The organism is Pseudomonas sp. WS 5146, assembly GCF_012985495.1.
Lineage (GTDB): Bacteria > Pseudomonadota > Gammaproteobacteria > Pseudomonadales > Pseudomonadaceae > Aquipseudomonas > Aquipseudomonas edaphica.
Genome location: NZ_JAAQWL010000002.1, coordinates 243,488 through 262,252, shown reverse-complemented (window position 1 = coordinate 262,252; position 18,765 = coordinate 243,488). Strand labels below are relative to the sequence as shown.

General features: G+C 61.8%; 18 protein-coding genes. 13 read left to right on the top strand and 5 right to left on the bottom strand.

Annotated features, from left to right (window positions below; translation table 11 throughout):
- Positions 1 to 18 precede the first annotated feature (18 nt).
- The gene (locus HBO41_RS05695) at positions 19 to 483 is read left to right on the top strand and encodes a CopD family protein (protein WP_017137191.1); all 465 of its coding nucleotides are present in this window, start codon (positions 19 to 21) and stop codon (positions 481 to 483) included.
- 105 nt (positions 484 to 588) lie between these two features.
- Here HBO41_RS05695 and HBO41_RS05690 read toward each other — a convergent pair whose 3' ends face one another.
- The 3 genes from HBO41_RS05690 to HBO41_RS05680 form a co-directional block, all read right to left on the bottom strand.
- Positions 589 to 1,347 (bottom strand): hypothetical protein, encoded by a 759-nt coding sequence (locus HBO41_RS05690; RefSeq protein ID WP_026013715.1) that lies wholly within the window; start codon positions 1,345 to 1,347, stop codon positions 589 to 591.
- Positions 1,340 to 1,633: a DUF1145 domain-containing protein gene (locus HBO41_RS05685; RefSeq protein ID WP_017137189.1), complete on the bottom strand. Its 294-nt coding sequence runs from the start codon at positions 1,631 to 1,633 to the stop codon at positions 1,340 to 1,342. The genes HBO41_RS05690 and HBO41_RS05685 overlap by 8 nt, the downstream gene beginning before the upstream one ends.
- A gap of 132 nt (positions 1,634 to 1,765) precedes the next feature.
- On the bottom strand, positions 1,766 to 2,461 hold the full coding sequence (locus HBO41_RS05680; RefSeq protein WP_169985412.1) for an OmpA family protein: 696 nt from the start codon (positions 2,459 to 2,461) through the stop codon (positions 1,766 to 1,768).
- Between the two features lie 190 nt (positions 2,462 to 2,651).
- Here HBO41_RS05680 and HBO41_RS05675 point away from each other — a divergent pair, with 190 nt between their 5' ends.
- From HBO41_RS05675 to HBO41_RS05660, 4 genes are read left to right on the top strand one after another with little or no spacing between them, the layout of a single operon-like run.
- The gene (locus HBO41_RS05675; protein ID WP_017137187.1) at positions 2,652 to 3,149 is read left to right on the top strand and encodes a DUF6231 family protein; all 498 of its coding nucleotides are present in this window, start codon (positions 2,652 to 2,654) and stop codon (positions 3,147 to 3,149) included.
- A 4-nt stretch (positions 3,150 to 3,153) separates the two neighbouring features.
- Positions 3,154 to 3,624 carry a YchJ family protein gene (locus tag HBO41_RS05670; RefSeq protein WP_017137186.1) on the top strand — a complete coding sequence of 157 codons (471 nt, stop codon included), beginning with the start codon at positions 3,154 to 3,156 and terminating at the stop codon, positions 3,622 to 3,624.
- 20 nt (positions 3,625 to 3,644) lie between these two features.
- Entirely contained in the window at positions 3,645 to 4,127 is a 483-nt protein-coding gene (locus tag HBO41_RS05665) for an LEA type 2 family protein (RefSeq protein WP_017137185.1), read from the top strand.
- Positions 4,124 to 4,336 carry an SEC-C metal-binding domain-containing protein gene (locus tag HBO41_RS05660; protein ID WP_017137184.1) on the top strand — a complete coding sequence of 71 codons (213 nt, stop codon included), beginning with the start codon at positions 4,124 to 4,126 and terminating at the stop codon, positions 4,334 to 4,336. Before HBO41_RS05665 ends, HBO41_RS05660 begins: the two co-directional genes overlap by 4 nt.
- A 125-nt stretch (positions 4,337 to 4,461) precedes the next feature.
- Here HBO41_RS05660 and HBO41_RS05655 read toward each other — a convergent pair whose 3' ends face one another.
- Both HBO41_RS05655 and HBO41_RS05650 read right to left on the bottom strand, forming a co-directional pair.
- Positions 4,462 to 5,847, bottom strand: a complete 1,386-nt coding sequence (locus HBO41_RS05655; RefSeq protein ID WP_099548572.1) for an ATP-binding protein — start codon at positions 5,845 to 5,847, stop codon at positions 4,462 to 4,464.
- Positions 5,844 to 6,554, bottom strand: coding sequence for a response regulator (locus tag HBO41_RS05650; protein WP_056857506.1), 711 nt, complete (start codon positions 6,552 to 6,554; stop codon positions 5,844 to 5,846). Before HBO41_RS05650 ends, HBO41_RS05655 begins: the two co-directional genes overlap by 4 nt.
- A 197-nt stretch (positions 6,555 to 6,751) precedes the next feature.
- Here HBO41_RS05650 and HBO41_RS05645 point away from each other — a divergent pair, with 197 nt between their 5' ends.
- From HBO41_RS05645 to HBO41_RS05610, 8 genes are all read left to right on the top strand, one after another.
- Positions 6,752 to 9,136, top strand: a complete 2,385-nt coding sequence (locus tag HBO41_RS05645) for a TonB-dependent siderophore receptor (RefSeq protein ID WP_169985410.1) — start codon at positions 6,752 to 6,754, stop codon at positions 9,134 to 9,136.
- A 25-nt stretch (positions 9,137 to 9,161) separates the two neighbouring features.
- Entirely contained in the window at positions 9,162 to 10,280 is a 1,119-nt protein-coding gene (locus HBO41_RS05640) for an ABC transporter substrate-binding protein (protein ID WP_169985408.1), read from the top strand.
- A 157-nt stretch (positions 10,281 to 10,437) separates the two neighbouring features.
- Entirely contained in the window at positions 10,438 to 11,496 is a 1,059-nt protein-coding gene (locus HBO41_RS05635; protein ID WP_169985407.1) for an iron ABC transporter permease, read from the top strand.
- Positions 11,493 to 12,278 carry an ABC transporter ATP-binding protein gene (locus tag HBO41_RS05630; RefSeq protein ID WP_169985405.1) on the top strand — a complete coding sequence of 262 codons (786 nt, stop codon included), beginning with the start codon at positions 11,493 to 11,495 and terminating at the stop codon, positions 12,276 to 12,278. Before HBO41_RS05635 ends, HBO41_RS05630 begins: the two co-directional genes overlap by 4 nt.
- Positions 12,279 to 12,371: 93 nt before the next feature.
- A complete protein-coding gene (locus tag HBO41_RS05625; RefSeq protein ID WP_169985402.1) occupies positions 12,372 to 13,016 on the top strand; it encodes a glutathione S-transferase N-terminal domain-containing protein in 645 nt (214 codons plus the stop codon).
- Between the two features lie 206 nt (positions 13,017 to 13,222).
- Positions 13,223 to 15,664: a penicillin acylase family protein gene (locus HBO41_RS05620; protein ID WP_169985400.1), complete on the top strand. Its 2,442-nt coding sequence runs from the start codon at positions 13,223 to 13,225 to the stop codon at positions 15,662 to 15,664.
- 235 nt (positions 15,665 to 15,899) lie between these two features.
- On the top strand, positions 15,900 to 16,904 hold the full coding sequence (locus HBO41_RS05615; RefSeq protein WP_169985398.1) for a ligase-associated DNA damage response exonuclease: 1,005 nt from the start codon (positions 15,900 to 15,902) through the stop codon (positions 16,902 to 16,904).
- On the top strand, positions 16,901 to 18,535 hold the full coding sequence (locus tag HBO41_RS05610; RefSeq protein WP_169985396.1) for an ATP-dependent DNA ligase: 1,635 nt from the start codon (positions 16,901 to 16,903) through the stop codon (positions 18,533 to 18,535). Before HBO41_RS05615 ends, HBO41_RS05610 begins: the two co-directional genes overlap by 4 nt.
- Positions 18,536 to 18,765: the final 230 nt, after the last annotated feature.

The following is an 18,765-nucleotide window of genomic DNA, read 5'->3' as shown; positions in this document are numbered from 1 at the left end:
GCAGAACGGAGTACCACAATGACCGCCTTTAGCCTCGCTTACACCCTGCATGTATTGGCCGCCCTGGTTTGGGTCGGCGGTATGTTTTTCGCCTGGATGATCCTGCGCCCCGCCGCCATGGCGGCACTTGAAGGCCCTGCCCGGCTCAAGCTGTGGGCAAATGTGTTTCAGCGTTTTTTTGTGTGGGTCTGGGTCGCGGTGCTGATTTTGCCGATCAGCGGCATCGGCCTGTTGCAACTGCGCTTCAGTGGTTTTGAGACTGCGCCGCGCTATGTGCAGGTGATGATGGGTCTGTATCTGGTGATGACGGCGCTGTTTATCCGCATCCAGGCACTGAAGTTCCCGGAACTGCGCACAGCGGTGGCGGCTGAGGATTGGCCGGCGGGCGCGGCTGCGCTGGGGCAGATCCGCAAATTGGTGGGGATTAATTTGATCGTGGGGTTGGTGGTGGTGGCGATTGCTTCGGCGCGGCCGATGTTCTGAGGCGGCTGTTAGTCCGCCATCGCGGGCAAGCCCGGCTCCCACATTTGGAATGCATTCCAACCTGTGGGAGCCGGGCTTGCCCGCGATGGCGTCAGCCCAAACGACTCACAACCGCTGAATGGTCACAGCACCCGCAGCCCCAGCCGGCCCCGGCTGGCCTTCCAGCCCTGGCCGGCCTTTATCACCACCGTCGGCGCGGTACACCAGGCACCCTTTGGATTGCCCGCCTTTGCCCGGTTTGCCCGCCGTACCGGCCAAGCCACCCGGCCCGCCGTCGACCCACACTTTGATCTGCTCTGCCGGGAAGCTCTGTGGCAGCTCAACCCGCACAGTCGCCCCCGACGCGCCCGGCAGGCCGTCGCCGCCGTTATCGCCATTGGCACCACGCCCGGCGGAACCCCAGGTGCAGCCTGGGTCCACACCGTTGGCGCCATCGAGGCCGGCATAACCTTGGGCACCGGCGCCGCCACGCGCGTCCACCGACAGCTCTTCGGCGGTCAGCGCGTTAATGCGCAGCACCAGGTCACGCCCGGCCTTGGCCGGCTTTTCGTGGGTACCGGGGGCGCCGCGCGACGTGATCTGGCTGCCATGTTCCAGTTGCGCATTACGCACCTGCAATTGCAGCGCGGTATTGCCGGGGGCGATGGTGATACGCGCCTCGCGACCCAGGTGCAACTCATCCACGGTCACTTGGCTGATGGTCGCCGGCACCAGCAACGTTCCGTAGTCCGCCACATCCAGGCGCTCCAGTTGCAACACGCTGGTGCTGCTGGGCAGGCGCATCAGCGAGTTGGTTTCAACACTGACGCTCTGCGCCATAGCAATGGGGCTGACCAACAGGGCCAACAGAAAAACCTTACGCATGATTGGCCTCCTCGTTCGTTTCATTAACCGCAGCAGGCGCCGACAGGCCCCGCACATGGAACATCCCCACCAGCAGAATCTGCAAGCGGTCACGCCAAGGGTGGGCACGGTGTTTCAAGCTGCTGTTGAACAACAGCAATTCAAGCAGGTGGGTAAGCATCAACAGACTGCCGGCCAGGCTGACCAACAGGTGAAACGGATTCGTCAGCGGCCGGAACAGGTTGACCAGCACCACTACCCAGAACAACAACGTCAGAAACTTTCCCAGCCCCCAAAACACCTTCATCCCGCATGCCCCTGCCTATTATTCTTTGGGCGCACAGTACCGACTTCTGCAGGCGATTTGCCAGTGAAGGATGAAAAAACTTGCCAGGGCTCGCCGGCGATGCCCCTGCGGTGCCCGCAGGGGCAAGGGCTGTCAGCGGTTGATCTGGATTTCCACGCGACGGTTCAACGCACGCCCTTCAGCGGTTTTGTTATCGGCCACTGGGTGGCTTTCGCCAGCACCGGTCACCGAGACAAAGTTGCTGCGAGGCACACCGGAGCTGACCAGGTAATCAGTCACCGAGTGGGCGCGTTTTTCCGAGAGTTTCTGGTTGTAGGCATCTTTACCGACGCTGTCGGTATGCCCACTGACCCGCAGTTGCGCGCCTGGGGCTTCTTTTTTCAGGCGAGTGGCAATGATGTCGAGCTTGGTTTTGTCCGCTGCCGTCAACCTGGCCGAATCGAACTGGAAGTGCACATCGCGAATCACGATGGTTTCTTCCTTGACCACCACCACTTCCTCAACCACGGCGGCCGGCGGTGCGGGTGGGCAACCATTGGCATCGACCTGCACGCCTTTTGGCGTGCCAGGGCACTTGTCGCGGCTGTCCGGCACACCGTCACCATCTTCGTCGCCGTCGCCATGCACCCAGCAATAGGCGCCGGCCATGCCGCCGATCAACAGCGCGCCTGCGCCCGCATAGGCTGAACTTTCAGTGGCGCCAATGGCAGCGCCCGTCACACCACCGACTGCTGCACAGGTGGGCCAATCGGTTTTTTGCAACCCTGCGCAACCTGTCAATACTCCGGTTAGCAGAACCAAGGGTAGAGCTGTCCGCATGATGCTCATGTGATTTCTCCTGAGGGGATCGGCGGGGGCCGACAGGTGGAGTAAAGACCGCTCTTTTCATCTGCGCCAGTACGCCACACCCCCGGTTTCATTGAGGATCGCCGCATTTGTAGGACTTTTCGCTGCCGCCCGCTCTAGGCCCGCACGCTCAGCCGCGCTAGTCTCTAGGGTTCTGATGTGAGGATCTGTGATGACCGCTGGTATTTCTTCCCGTACACCCCAGCAAGCCCTGGCCGCTTTGCTCGACTTGCACCAGCCCAAACGCCTGTTGTTGTTGGGCGCCAGCCAGTTTCCGGCGCTGGAGGCGTTCCAGGCCGAGCACCCGGACACCATCGTGGCCATCGCCCCGCCCGGGCCGTTGCCGGCAGAACTGGCGGCGCAGCGTTTTGACCTGGCGCTGGTGGTCGACTGCCTGGAGCACCTGTCAAAACCGCAAGGCCTGACCTTGCTCGGCGGCATTCGCAACCTTAATAGCAGCCGCATTGCGGTGCTGGTGGACCTGGGCGCCTGCGGCTGGAAAGACACCGACTTCTTCTCCCTGGCCCTGCAAGCCGGCGAGCGTTTCCAGCGCGACGAGCAGGTACTGACACTGTTTACCTATGATCTGCTTGACTACAAACAGGTGCCCGACTGGCTCAACGCCCGTTTCTGGGCCAACCCGGAAAATTTTGGAAAGTATTGGTGGTAACCCGATGAGTACATCCATTTGCCCCTGCGGCAGCGGCAACCTGTTGGATGCCTGCTGCGGCCACTATCACGCCGGCCACCCGGCGCCGTGCGCCACCGCGCTGATGCGCTCGCGCTACAGCGCCTATGTGCTGGGCCTGGTGGACTACCTGGTGGCCACAACCTTGCCCGCGCAGCAAGCCGGCCTGGACCGCATTGCGATCAGCGCCTGGAGCGCGCAGAGCACCTGGCTGGGCCTGGAGGTGGAAAGTTCGGAAGTGTTCGGCGGCCAGCCGGAACATGCATTCGTGACCTTTACCGCACGCTGGCATGACAGCACCGGCGAACACAGCCACCGTGAGCAGTCGTCTTTCGTACAGAATGACGGGCGCTGGTACTTCATCGATCCGACGGTTGAGTTCAAGGCCGGGCGCAATGATGTATGTTTGTGCGGCAGTGGCCAAAAATTCAAGAAGTGCTGTTCCAGCTACCTCTAATCACCCACAGGGAAAACGCCATGCTTCGGATGTACAGCTTGATGCTGGCGTTGACCTTGAGTCTCAGCGGCTGCGCGTCGTGGTTTGAAGACGATGCGCCTACGCCCCACGTCGCCCTGGTGAAAGTCGAGGTGGTACGGGCCAAGCTGCTGGAGCAGAAATTCAAACTGTGGTTTCGCGTCGACAACCGCGACGACGCCGACCTCACGGTGCGCGGCCTGATCTATAAGGTCAGCCTGGGCGGTTTTGTGTTGACCGAAGGCGAGTCCAACGAATGGCTGACCATACCGCCGCGCAGTCATGGGTTTTTTCGGGTGAAGGTGCGCACCAACCTCTGGCCGAAGATCCGCGATGTGGTGCAAATGCTCAAAAACCCGACCAAACCCGTGCCCTATCGCCTGGAAGGCGAGCTGAAAACCGGATTATTCATCGGTAATGACGTGCAGGTCGCCCACAATGGCGAGATAATCCCCGGCGATTTTATTCCGGAGCGACATCGATGACTCAGCAACCCCATGTCCATGGTCCTGACTGCAACCACGATCACGATCAGCATGATCACGGCCATGATCACGACCACGGCCATGTCCACGGCCCGAACTGCGGCCACGCTCACCAGGAGCCGGTGCGCAACGCGTTGAAGGACGTGGGTCGCAACGATCCGTGCCCGTGCGGCAGTGAGAAGAAATTCAAGAAGTGCCACGGGGCCTGATGCCCTGAATGCAGTCAGTGTGGGAGCTGGCTTGCCTGCGATAGCGGTCTGACAGTTAACAATGTGTCAGCTGACCCTCCGCCATCGCAGGCAAGCCAGCTCCCACATTTGCTCAGCATTTCAGATCAGAGCTTTCTCTGAAACTGCAACACCACCTCCAACCCCCCGCCTTCCCGATTACTCAAACTCAACCGCCCCTCATGCGCCCGCGCAATCGTGTGCGCAATGCTCAGCCCCAACCCGTAACCGCCCGTGTCGGCATTGCGTGAGCCTTCGATGCGGTAAAACGGTTCCATCACCTGCTCCAGTTGCTCCTGGGGAATCCCTGGGCCACGGTCACTGATGACGATTTTCAAACTGTCCACCTGATCCTCAACCCGCACCACCACTTCTCGGCCATAACGCACCGCATTTTCCAGCAGGTTCTGCACGCAACGCTTGAGGCTGCGTGCATAGCCCGGCAGCGGTTGCCGGGCGCGACCGACAATGGTCACGCTTTCGCCCACGTCTTCAAGGTCGGCCTGCAGGCTTTGCAGCAAGGCATTGATGTCGATGTTCTGCCGCGTCTCGTTGATTTCGCCGCTGCTGACAAAATCCAGGGTGCTGGACACCATGTGTTCCATTTCTTCCAGGTCACTGCGAAACCGCTCCTTGGTGCGCGTGTCTTCGAGCATTTCGGTGCGCAGGCGCAGGCGTGTGATCGGCGAGCGCAGGTCGTGGGAAATCGCCGCCAGAAAGCGCGTGCGCTCGGCAATATTGGCTATCAACCGTTGCTGCATCGCATTAAACGCCTGGGCGGCGCGGCGCACTTCGGTGGGGCCGTCCAACGCTAACGGCGGGCGCTGGATATCCCGGCCCAGGGCTTCGGCGGCCTTGGCCAAGGCATTGAGCGGGCGGATGGCCAGGCGCACCGCCACCAACGCGATGATCACCAGCACCAGCACGCGCAGCAAATAGATGCGCATCACGTAGTCGAACAGCAAGTCCAGCGGCGACGTGCTAGTCCAGCCCTGCTCCTCACTGGCGTCCACCTGCAACCAGCGCCCATCGGGCAGGCGCAGGTCGATCAGGAACTGCCCGATGACCGGCTTGGAACTGAGCAGGGTCGAGAGCCCGGCGCCTTGCCCTTCGCCATCAACCAGAGACAGGCGCAGCAACATCAGGGTCTGGGCAGAACCGGTTTTCTCCGTCAGCACCTGCTTGATCAGCCGCTCGGTGGGCCGGTCACTGTCGGTCAACGTGCTCGGCGTGTTGCTGGCCTGATCGCTCAAGGTCAATTGAAAATGCGGGGTGTTGAGCAGTTTGATCAACTGGTCGGCCTGCTGCGGGTCGCTGTGTACCAGGCGCACCACGTCTGCCAGGCGTGTGGCGATCAACCGCGCAGGAATCTCCAGCACCTGGCCATGCCGACGGTCGTACCAGATGCTGCTGGTCAGCGCCTGGGCCGCGAGCATGCCGCTGACCAGAATCAGCACCAGCCGCCCGAACAGCGAACGCGGCAGCAGTCTCACGACTCCAGCACCACATCATCGGCAGTCAGCATGTAACCCTCGTTGCGCACGGTTTTGATCAGCCCCGCCGGCAGCTGCGAGCGCAGGCGGCTGACACACACGTCGATGGAGCGGTCGAACGGCGTGCTGTCCTTGTCGAACACATGGTTGAGCAAAAAGTCGCGACTCAACGGCCGGTTGGGGTGCTGCAACAGCAGGCGCAGCACACGGTAGTCCGAGTTGCCCAGGCTCACCACCACGCCCTCGGGCGTGAGCAATTGCCGCGCCCGTGTGTCGAGTTGCCAGCCGGCAAAACGAATACTCGGCGCCTCGTCCAGCCGCGCGCGGTCCGGAAAACTCTGCACCCGGCGCAACACCACCTTGATTCGCACCAGCAACTCACGCGGGTCGAACGGCTTGGGCAGGTAGTCGTCGGCGCCGATTTCCAGGCCGACGATGCGGTCGATCAACGAGCCTTTGGCGGTGAGCATTACCACCGGCGTGTTGGAACTGACGCGCAGTTCGCGGCACAGGCTCAAGCCGTCTTCGCCAGGCAGCATCAGGTCAAGCACGATCAGGTCGATCACATTCAGCGCCAGGCGGCGGCGCATTTCCTTGCCGTCGGCGGCGGTGGACACCTGAAACCCCGCGTCACTCAAGTAGTCGCAAAGCAACTGACGGATTTGCGGGTCATCATCAACGATCAGCAGGTGGTCAAGCTTGGCCATGGGCAGTCAATCCGAAAACTCAAAACGCAGGAGATAGCCGAAAGTTCATCCAGCGATACACGCAAATGTAATGGAATGTTGTGGGAAACCATAATCACGCATCAGCGATACAAAGCCAGGGTATAGCAGGCGGAATCGCTCTTTAGACTACCGAACCTGAATGAGAGTAATTGTAATTTAGACTCGGATCATCACCTATGTCATTGCCCACGCCCCAACGTCACACGCTGCACACAACCCTGGCACCGATGTTCGGTTTCCTCGCCGCCGGCAGTGTTGCGCCGACCGCCTGGGCCGATGCGCCGGCCGCCACGCCGAATGATTCGGTGGTAAGCCTGCCGCAAATCAAGGTCGACGGCCAGGAAGCCACCTCCACCTTCAAAGTCGACCGCGTGACCTCGGCCAAAATCAGCCAGCCGCTGCTCGACGCCCCGCAAAGCGTGACCATCGTGCCGCAGCAGGTGCTCAAGGAGCAGAACGCGCAGACCTTGCAGGAAGTGTTGCGCAACGTGCCCGGCATCACCTTCATGTCCGGCGAAGGCAACCTGGGCTGGGGCGATCTGTTTTCGATCCGTGGGTTTTCCTCCGAGCAAAGCCTGACCGTCGACGGCGTGCGCGACGCGGGCATGTCCACACGCACCGACACTTTCAACCTGCAACAGGCCGAAGTGTTCAAGGGCACGGGTTCGATCGAGTCCGGCGTTTCCGCCGTGGGCGGCAGCGTCAACCTGGTGAGCAAAGAAGCGCACCTGGGCGATGCCAACAAGGTGTCCGCCGGGATCGGCACCGACAGCTACCGTCGCCTCACCGCCGACCTCAATAAACAGCTGACCGACACCGCCGCCGTGCGCATCAACCTGATGAAGCACTACAACCAAGTGGCCGACCGCGACGACGTGGACTACGACCGCTGGGGCATCGCCACCTCGTTCGGCTTCGGCCTGGGCACCGACACGCGCTTTTTCGTCGACACCTTTTACCAGAAAGACACCAATACGCCGGACGGCGGCGTGCCGATCCAACGTGGCACCGACGGCCACCGCATGCCTGGCGTCAAACGCTCCGACTGGTACGGCGACTCCAGCCTTTATACCCAGGAGAACGAAACCACCTCGCTGACCGCCCGCTTCGAGCATGACTTTGACTGGCACGACGCCTACCTGCGCAACCAGACGCGCTGGGAACGCAGCGACAACTTCGCCGTGCTGTCGCCGGCACGCTTCTTCGTCGCCGATGCCAGCGGTAAAAAAACCTGCACCGGCGCCCGCTGTGCGACCTTGGGCTACACCGGCGTAGGGCCTATCAGCCAAGTGCCCGGCAGCACGGTGAATGCCTACACCGACTACGTGAACAACAGCAACACCGGCCACGGCATCCTGCGGGGCGGCGATTTTGGCCTGTCCAAGCGTTACACCATCCTGGATAACCAGACCGACTTCAGCTTCACGTTCAACACCGGCAGCCTGCAGCACGCCGTGGTCAGCGGCCTGGAGTTCTATCACGAGACCTACGGCGGCCTGAAACGCAACGCCGAAGTGCCGGCCGGCGATCTGTTCTTCAACATGAACGACCCCAGCCACAGCTTCGCCAGCACCTACGTGACCAAAGGCGAAGGCGACCCGCGCTCGGTGATCGATAACGCCGGTGTCTACGCGGGCGACACCGTCACCCTCAACGAGCAATGGCAAGTGCTCGGCTCGCTGCGCTACGACAACTGGCGCGCGCAAACCAGCCAGCGCGGCCAGGCCGACATCAGCAGCACCGACGGCGCAGTGAGCGGTCGCGTCGGCGCGGTGTACAAGCCATTGCCGAACGGCAGCATTTACGTGTCCTACAGCGAGGCGGCGCAACCGTCGGCGCTGGGCGCGTCCACCAACAACCAGATCTACGGCGCGTCCACCACCAGTAACTACAGCCCGGCCAAGTCGAAAACCTACGAGATCGGCACCAAGTGGGACATTGCCCACGACAGGCTCAATGTCACGGCGGCGATCTTCCGCACCGAACTGGACAACGCCTGGGAATACCAGGACGGCGAATCCGCCCCGGTGCGCGCCCTGCCCGCCAAGCGTGTGGACGGCATCGAACTCGGCCTGCAAGGCAACATCACCCCGCGCTGGACCGTCTACACCGGCTTCTCGGCGCTCAAAAGCACGCAGACCAAAGGTATCAATAAAGGCGCGGAAGCCAAGAACGTCCCCGACCTGACCGCCAACCTGTGGACCACCTACGCCGTCACCGACGCCCTGAGCCTCAGCTACGGCGAGCAATACGTGGGCCGTCGCCGCTACAGCGACAACAAGGATGTCGGCGGTTTGAACAACAACAGCAGCTACGCCAACGGCCCGTCCGGCGTGTATGCGATCTACACCCGCGACCACGAAAAAGCCCCGGGTTACTGGCTGAGCAACCTGGCGGCGCAATACAAGGTGAACAAGGACACCACGGTCAACCTCAACCTCAACAATGTGTTCAACACGTTCTATTACAGCCAGGTCGGCGCGTCCCTCGACGGCTTCCAGCTCTACGGCATCCCAGGTGCCGGTCGCACGCTCACCGCCAGTGTCGATTATGAATTCTGATTGCCCCTCACCCGGAGTCCTTTCCATGTTCAAACCTCGTAACGTGCTTAAGCTCGGCGTGCTGTGCGCCGCGCTGGTCCTCGGCCACGCCGAAACTGCCGCTGCCCATGAAGTCACCGACGTGTTGGGCCGCAAGGTCGAGGTCAAAGACCACGTCAAACGTGTGGTGCTGGGCGAAGGCCGCTTGATTTCGGCGTTTGCCTTGCTCGACAAGGACGCGCCGTTCCAGCGCATCGTCGGCTGGCAGAACGATTTGAAGCTGCTGGACCAGCACACTTACAACGCCTATGTGGCGAAGTTTCCTACGGTCAAAGACATCCCGTTGATCGGGCAAGCGTCGGAGCAGAGTGTCAGTGCTGAGGAGATTCTCTCGCTGAAACCGGATCTGGCGGTGTTCAGCATTTCCGGCCACGGCCCGACCGAACACAGCGCGGTGGCAGACGTGCTGGCCAAAGCCGGCATCCCGGTGTTGTTCGTCGACTTTCGCATCAACCCGGTGCAAGGCACCCACACCAGCATGAACGCGCTGGGCCAGGCCTTGGGCCGCGAAGCCCAGGCCAAGGCGTTCCTGGGTTTCTATGACCAGCACATCAAGGCTATCACCGACGCCGTTGCCACCTTGCCTGCCGCCGGCCCGCGCCCGAGTGTGTTCCTCGAATTGCTCGCCGGTGCCTGGCAGGCACCGGGGCACACCACCGGCAAAAGCGGCATGGGTGAAGTGATCAAGCTGGTCGGCGGGCGCAATATCGCCGCCGAGGTGGTGCCGGGTGCGCTGGGGGATATCAGCGTTGAATACGCGCTCAAGGCCGACCCGGATGTGTACGTGGCCACCGGCAACCACAAGCCTGGGCTGATTCTCGGCGCTGGCGTGAGCACCGATGAAGCCCGTGAGGCGTTTGATCATGTGCTGGCGCGGCCGGAGTTCGCCAACCTGCGTGCCATCCGCGCAGGCGATGCCCACGGCCTGTGGCATGACTTTTACAACTCGCCATACAACTTGCTGGCGATTGAAGTATTGGCCAAATGGGTACACCCGGAACTGTTCGCCAAGCTCGACCCGCAAGCGACTATGAAACAGATCAACCAGCAGTTTTTGGGGATGCCGCTGCAGGGTGCTTACTGGATTGACGCCAAAACCAAGTAACCCCAATCGCCCTGCAGGAATGCAGTCAGTGTGGGAGCTGGCTTGCCTGCGATAGCAGTGTGTCAGTCACTGAATTAATCGACTGGCACACCGCAATCGCAGGCAAGCCAGCTCCCACATTTGGATGTTCATTGTTTTTAAGACCTTGTGAGCCCCCATGACCTCTCAAACTCTCGACCTTGCCAGCGCCACTCACGGCTATCGCCGTTTGCTGGCCCGGCGTACCTGGCTGCTGGCGCTGCTCGGCATTGCGCTGGTCTGCGCCATTCTGGTGGACCTGGCCAGCGGCCCGTCGGGCATGGGCCTGCTGGCGTTGCTCGACGGCATCCTGCATCCGTCGCACCTGAGCGCCACCGACCAGGTGATCATCTGGAACGTGCGCCTGCCCTACGCGCTGATGGCGGTGCTGGTGGGTTGCGCGCTGTCTCTGGCCGGGGCCGAGATGCAGGCGATCCTCAATAACCCGCTGGCCAGCCCGTTTACGTTGGGCGTGTCGTCGGCGGCGGCCTTGGGCGCCTCGCTGGTCATCGTGTTTCCGGTGACCACGCTGTGGGTGTCGGCCAACACCGCGATTTCCATCTCGGCGTTTATCTTTGCCGCCGCCTCGGTGTTTTTGCTGCAAGCCATGTCACGCCTGCGCGGTGCGGGCGTGGAAAGCCTGGTGCTGTTCGGCATCGCTCTGGTGTTCAGTTGCAACGCCGTGGTGGCTTTGCTGCAACTGGTGGCCACCGAAGACGTGCTGCAACAATTGGTGTTCTGGACCTTGGGCAGCGTGACCCGCGCCAACTGGGACAAGCTCGGCATCCTCGCCTTTGTCGTTGCCGTGGTGCTGCCGTTTTCCCTCGCCGCCGCGCCGCGCCTGACCCTGCTGCGCATGGGCGAGGACCGCGCACAAAGCTTTGGCGTGGATGTGAAGCGCCTGCGGTTTTTCTCGTTGCTGCGTATCAGCCTGCTGTCAGCCACCGCCGTGGCGTTTGTAGGCACCATCGGCTTTATCGGCTTGGTGGGGCCGCATATCGCGCGGATTCTGGTAGGTGAGGATCAACGCTTCCTGCTGCCCGCCAGTGCGTTGACCGGCGCCTTGCTGCTGGCGCTGTCGTCGATTGCCAGCAAACTGATCATGCCCGGCGTGATTGTGCCGGTGGGCATTGTCACCGCCTTGGTGGGCGTACCGATTTTTGTGGTGTTGGTGTTCAAGCGCGGGAGGCAGTTATGAGTGCGGGGTTATCGGTACACAACGCCACGGTCAGCTACGGGCGTCGGCAGATTGTGCATGAGCTGAGCTTGCCGACCCTGCCCCACGGCAGCCTCACCGCCTTGATCGGCCCTAATGGCGCGGGTAAATCCACGCTGCTGCGGGCCATTGCCGGGCTGGAAAAGATGCAAGGCGTAGTAAGGCTGGGTGACCTCGACCTGTCAGCCATGTCGGTGGCCGAGCGTGCGCGCCGCGTGACGTACATGCCGCAAAACCTGCCGCCGGGCCTGAGCCTCAGCGTGATGGAAAGCGTGATCGCCGCGCTACGTGTGGCCAATGTGGCCGGGATTGCGCTGTCCAGCGAGGCCTGCCTGGGCGAAGCCTTCGAAGCGTTGCAGCGTATCGGCATCGCGCATTTGGCCGATCAACTGCTGAGCACGTTGTCCGGCGGCCAGCGCCAATTGGTCGGCCTCGCCCAGCTGATTGCGCGTCGCCCGCAAGTGATGCTGCTAGACGAACCCACCAGCGCGCTCGACCTTAATTACCAATTAAAAGTCATGGACTGCGTGCGCACGCTGGTGCGCGAACACAATTTGATCGCCGTGGTGGTGCTGCACGATATCAACCTGGCTGCACGCTTCGCCGACCATATTGCCGTGCTGCGCCAGGGCAGGTTGTACGCCAGCGGCGTGGCGGATGAGGTGCTCGACCCGGCGTTGTTTGCCGAGGTCTATGGCGTACAGGTGCGCATTGAGCGGTGCTCGCAGCAGTCATTGCAGGTGTTGGTCGATGGGGCGGTGTGATTGGCTTCTAAGGTTAGACGCAAATGTTTGATTGAATTATTGCCCCTTGATCATCACCTATAGAGACAGGCATTCGCTCATTTGGAGAGCTTCATGATCGACCTGTACTACTGGACCACCCCCAACGGTCACAAAGTATCGCTGTTCCTGGAAGAAGCCGGCCTGCCCTACAAGGTGCACCCGGTCAACATTGGCCAGGGCGAGCAGTTCAAGCCGGACTTCCTGAAGATCGCTCCCAACAACCGCATCCCGGCCATCGTCGATCACAGCCCGACCGACGGCGGCGCGCCGATTTCGCTATTCGAATCCGGCGCGATCTTGCTGTACCTCGCGGAAAAAACCGGCCAATTCATTCCAAAAGACCTGCGCGGCCGCCAGGAAGCGCTGCAATGGCTGTTCTGGCAAATGGGCGGGCTGGGGCCGATGGCGGGTCAGAATCATCACTTCAGCCAATTCGCACCGGAAAAGATTCCTTACGCGATCAAGCGCTATGTGGACGAAACCGCGCGCCTGTACGGCGTGTTGGACCGACGCCTGGCGGACCGCGCGTTCGTGGCGGGTGAGGACTACAGCATCGCCGACATGGCGATCTACCCGTGGGTCGTTTCCCACAAGTGGCAGAGCCAGCGTCTGGAGGACTTCCCGCACGTGCAGCGCTGGTTCAACAGCATCAAGGAACGGCCGGCGACGGTGCGGGCGTATGAACTGGTGCAGAAAGTGAATCCGCCAAAATCCTGATCTATGTGGGAGCTGGCTTGCCTACGATAGCATCACCTCGGTGTAACTGACACACCGAGGCGTCAGCATCGCAGGCAAGCCAGCTCCCACATTGTTCTCTACCGGTCTCAAGATCTCACGCTTAACCCAAACTCCTGCTTGCGTCGTTTCGCCGCGCTCACTAACGTAGCGCCTTTAATGACGCTACCCCCCGCAGGAGCTTTGCCATGGCCTCGCCAGCCCTCTCACACTTTATCCCCCGGTTCGGCGTTGCCGCGGCAGTGGCCAGTGCTTTAAGCCTGGCCGGTTGCCAGCTCCAGAGCACCCAGGACACCCTGCCGCCGGTGGCCGGTGTGCAACCGATCAAAGGCCTGGCACAGAATGTGTCGGTGCGCCGCAATGCCCAGGGCATGCCGTTGATCGAAAGCAACACCTTCCATGACGCGCTGTTCAGCCTCGGTTATGTACACGCCAGCGACCGCATCACGCAGATGGTCACTTTGCGCCTGTTGGCCCAGGGCCGCCTGGCGGAGATGTCCGGCCCGCAAGTGCTGGATGTCGACCGTTTCATGCGCGCGGTCAACCTGAAAAAAAGCGCCGGCGAGCTGTATAACGCTTCGTCGCCGCGCCTCAAGCGCTTCTTTGAAGTGTATGCCCGTGGCGTCAACGCCTACCTGTTCCGCTACCGCGACAAGCTGCCGCCGGACCTGGCCCAGACCGGCTTCAAGCCCGACTACTGGAAGCCGGAAGATTCGGCGCTGCTGTTCTGCCTGCTGAATTTCAGCGAGTCGAGCAACCTGCAGGAAGAACTCTCGTCGCTGGTGCTGGCGCAGAAAGTCGGGGCCGACAAGCTCGCCTGGCTGACGCCGAGTGCGCCGGACGAGCCGATCCCGATGGACGAAGCCGACAAGCTCAAGGGCGTGAACCTCAGCCAGATCACCGGCCTTGCAGGGCTTGAAAGCGTCGGCCAGCAGTTGAACAGTCTCAACGCACTGGCCGTCACCACCTCTAACAACTGGGCCATCGGCCCGCAACGCAGCCGCAGTGGCAAAAGCCTGTTGGCCAGCGACCTGGCAGCCCAGCCACAAGCACCGTCGCCATGGAACTACGTGCAGATCCGTGCCCCGAAATACCAGGCGGTCGGCGTCTCGATTGCCGGTTTGCCGACCCTGCTGTCCGGCTTCAACGGCAAAGTGGCGTGGAGCATGAGCGCGGTAAAAGGCGACACCCAGGACCTGTTCCTGGAGAAGGTCAAACGCCAAGGCAGCGCGTTGTACTACGAGAACAACGGCAAATGGCTACCGGCCGTCGTGCGCAACGAAACCTACTTCGCCAAGGGCCAGCGGCCGATTCGCGAAGTGGTGTACGAAACCCGCCACGGCGCCCTGCTCAACAGCAGCCAGGCACTCACCACCGGGTTCGGCCTGGCCCTGCAAACCGCCGACCTCAAGGACGACAAGAGCCTGGACGCATTCTTCGACCTGTCCCGCGCCCAAAGCGCTGGCAAGGCCTCGGACGCGACCCGGGAAATCCGCGCCATCGCCCTCAACATGATCTTTGCCGACGCGAGCAGCATTGGCTGGCAAGTCACTGGCCGCTTCCCCAACCGTCGCGAAGGCGAAGGCCTGCTGCCCTCGCCGGGCTGGGACGCGCGCTTTGACTGGGACGGCTACGCCGACGCGATGCTGCACCCTTACGATCAGGACCCGGCCCAAGGCTGGATCGGCACGGCCAACCAGCGCACCGCGCCACGCGGTTATGGCATGCAGTTGTCCAATTCCTGGGACGCCCCGGAGCGCAGCGAGCGCCTGGCACAACTGGCCAACGCCGGCAAGCATGACAGCCGCAGCATGATCGCCATGCAGTACGACCAGACCACCACGTTTGCCGCCAAGCTCAAGACCATGTTCCAGGCGCCGGGTATGGCCCAGCCACTGAAACAGGCAATCGATGCGCTGCCGGCAACCGAAGCTGTGAAGGCACGCGAAGCGCTCAGTCGCTTGATGGCGTTTGATGGCCGCCTGGCACCGACCTCCGCAGACGCGGCGATCTATGAGCTGTTCCTGCAGGAAAGCACCAAGCAGATCTTCCTCGACGAACTCGGCCCGGAAACCAGCGCCAGCTGGAAAGCCTTTGTCAGCAACGCCAACCTGTCCTATTCCGCCAACGCCGACCACCTGCTGGGCCGCGAAGACAGCCCCTTCTGGGACGACGTGCGCACCGCGCAAAAAGAAGACAAACCGGCGATCCTCGCCCGCAGCCTTGCCGCCGCCATCACCGCTGGCGACAGCCAATTGGGTGGTGATCACAAGGCCTGGCAGTGGGGCAAACTGCACACCACCACCTGGAAAAACACCAATGGCCAGGTGATCCGCGGGCCGTTTGCCAGTGGCGGCGACCACAACACCCTGAACCCGGCGCCGTACAGCTGGGGGCAGGATTTTGTCACCACCCAAGTGCCGGCGCTGCGCATGATCGTCGACTTCAGCCAAATCGAACCGATGATGGGTCAAGGTGGCATCGGCCAATCCGGCAACCCGGCCAGCCCGAGTTATGCGAACGGCATCGATGCGTCGCTCAAGGCGCAATACCTGAGCTTCCCGATGCAGCCGCAGAACTTTGACAAGGTGTACGGGAAAACCCGCTTGACCCTCACACCCGGCAAGTAACCCGGTGATCGTTCCCACGCTCTGCGTGGGAATGCATCCTGTGACGCTCCGCGTCACGCCATCAAAATGTGGGAGCTGGCTTGCCTGCGATAACAGTGTGTCAGTCACTAATTAATCGACTGACACACCGCAATCGCAGGCAAGCCAGCTCCCACATTTGATCGCCTGCATTTAGATAGAACTTCTCAAGTCTCGCTCCCCTCATACCTGATAAGCCCACTGCCCCGGCACGCCCATGGACCTTGTCATCGCCCGCCCCGAAGGCCTCTATTGTACTGCGGGAGATTTCTACATCGACCCATGGCGCCCGGTGGACCGCGCCGTCATCACCCACGCCCATGGGGACCACGCCCGCACCGGCAACCAGCATTACCTGGCCGCCGCTCCCGGCGAAGGCATCCTGCGTTCGCGACTGGGCCAGGACATCAACCTGCAAACCCTGGCCTACGGCGAAAAACTCATCCACCACGGCGTCACCCTGAGTTTCCATCCCGCCGGGCATGTGCTCGGTTCCGCGCAGGTGCGCCTGGAATACCAGGGCGAAGTCTGGGTAGCCTCCGGCGACTACAAAGTCGAACCCGATGGCACCTGTGCGCCCTTTGAGCCGGTGCGTTGCCACACCTTTATTACTGAATCCACCTTCGGCCTGCCGATTTACCGCTGGCAACCCCAGGCGCAGATTTTTGCCGGCATCAATGATTGGTGGCAGGCCAATATCGCGGTCGGCAAAGCCAGCGTGTTGTTCTGTTATTCCTTTGGCAAAGCCCAGCGCATCCTGCATGGCATCGACGCCAGCATCGGCCCGATTCTCAGCCATGGCGCGGTGGAACCGCTGAACCGCGTGTACCGCGAGGCCGGCATCTATATCCCCGAAACCTTATATGCCGGGGACTTTAAAAAGACTGACCCATTGCTGCGTCAGGCACTGATCATTGCGCCGCCGTCCGCCGGTGGCAGCAGTTGGATCAAGCGCTTCGGCGACTACAGCGACGCCTTCGCCAGCGGCTGGATGCGCCTGCGTGGCACGCGACGGCGGCGCGGTGTGGACCGAGGCTTTGTGCTCTCGGACCACGCCGATTGGCCCGGACTGCTGTGGGCCATCGCACAGACCGGCGCCGAACGGGTGATGGTCACCCATGGTTCCGTAGGCGTTTTGGTACGCCACTTGCGGGAAAAAGGCCTGGATGCCCAGGGTTTCACCACCGAATACGGCGATGACGAAGAAGAGGCCAGGGCATGAAAGCCTTCGCCGAGCTGTACGCCAACCTCGACGCCACCACCTCCAGCAACGCCAAGCTGGCCGCGCTGCAAGCCTACTTCCGCCAGGCGCCACCCGAAGATGCGGCCTGGGCGGTGTACTTCCTCTCCGGCGGGCGGCCCCGGCAATTGGTGCCGACCCGTCTGCTGCGCGACATGGCCACCGCAGCATCGGGCATAGAACCTTGGTTATTCGAAGAAAGTTACCAGTCGGTAGGCGACCTGGCCGAGACCATTTCCCTGTTGTTGCCCGAATCCTCCTATACCTCGGAAGACGGGCTTGCAGTGTGGCTGGAGGAAAAGCTGCTGCCCCTGCGTGGCCTGCCGCCGCTGGAATTGGCCGAACGCCTGCCGGCGTTATGGACGCAGCTCGATCAGCCGAGCCTGATGGTGTGCATCAAATTGATCACCGGCAGTTTTCGTGTCGGCGTGTCCAAACTGCTGGTCACCCGCGCCCTCGCCGCCATGGCCGACCTGGACAGCAAACGTGTGGCACAACGCTTGGTGGGCTACACCGATTTGTCCAACCGGCCTACGGCCGAAGGCTACCTCAAGCTGATCGCCGCCGAATCGTCCGACGAGCATGCGCAACGCGGCGGTCAGCCGTATCCGTTTTTTCTGGCCCATGGGCTGGCGCAACCGGCGGAGCAGTTCGACGCCTTGCTCGGCGCACCCGCCGACTGGCAGGTGGAATGGAAGTGGGACGGCATTCGCGCGCAACTGGTCAAGCGCGACGGTCGCCTGTGGGTCTGGTCGCGCGGTGAAGAGTTGGTCACCGAGCGCTTCCCCGAACTGCACAGCTTGGTCAGCGGCCTGCCGGATGGCACGGTGATCGATGGCGAAATTGTCGTGTGGAAAGACGCGGTGCAACCCTTCGCGCTGTTGCAACAGCGCATCGGCCGCAAAACCTTGAGCAAAAAGGTCCTGGAGGATGCGCCCGTCGCGGTCCTGGCCTATGACCTGCTGGAGCATCAGGGCGACGATTGGCGCAACCACACCCAGGCCGAGCGCCGCGTCCAGCTTGAGCAAGTGATTGCGCAGTGCAACCAGCCCGTGCTGTTGCCATCGCCCTTGCTGACGGGCAAGAGCTGGAAGGACCTGGCGGAGCAACGCGAAGACTCTCGCCGCCTCGGCGTGGAAGGCATGATGCTAAAAGCCCGCGATGGCCTGTACGGCGTGGGCCGCACCAAGGACATGGGCGTGTGGTGGAAGTGGAAAGTCGACCCGTTCAGTGTCGATGCCGTACTGATTTACGCCCAGCGCGGCCATGGCCGCCGCGCCAGTCTGTACAGCGACTACACCTTTGCAGTGTGGGACGGCCCGCCCGGCACTGAACGCACGCTGCTGCCATTCGCCAAGGCTTATTCAGGGCTGACTGACGAAGAAATGCGCAAGGTCGACGCCATCGTGCGCAAGACCACGGTGGAAAAATTCGGCCCGGTCAGCAGCGTGACGCCGAGCATGGTGTTTGAGCTGGGGTTTGAGGGGATTGCCTTGTCCAAACGCCACAAGAGCGGGATTGCCGTACGGTTTCCCAGGATGTTGCGGTGGCGGCAGGATAAGACAGTGGAAGAAGCCGACAACCTCGGCACGTTGCAGGATTTGTTGACCTGACCCCTTCCCCCCAAACACTGCAAAACCCTGTGGGAGCCGGGCTTGCCCGCGATGGCGGTGGGTCAGTTAGAGAGATTCAGCTGACACACCGCTATCGCAGCGATGCGGCGACCCGACAAGCCAGCTCCCACATTTTGGATCCGAGCAAGATCCAGAATGGTGCATTGATTTTTCCATGCCCATTTTCGGGCATCTCCTACACTCACATCTTCTTTATCCTTCCTTTTAAA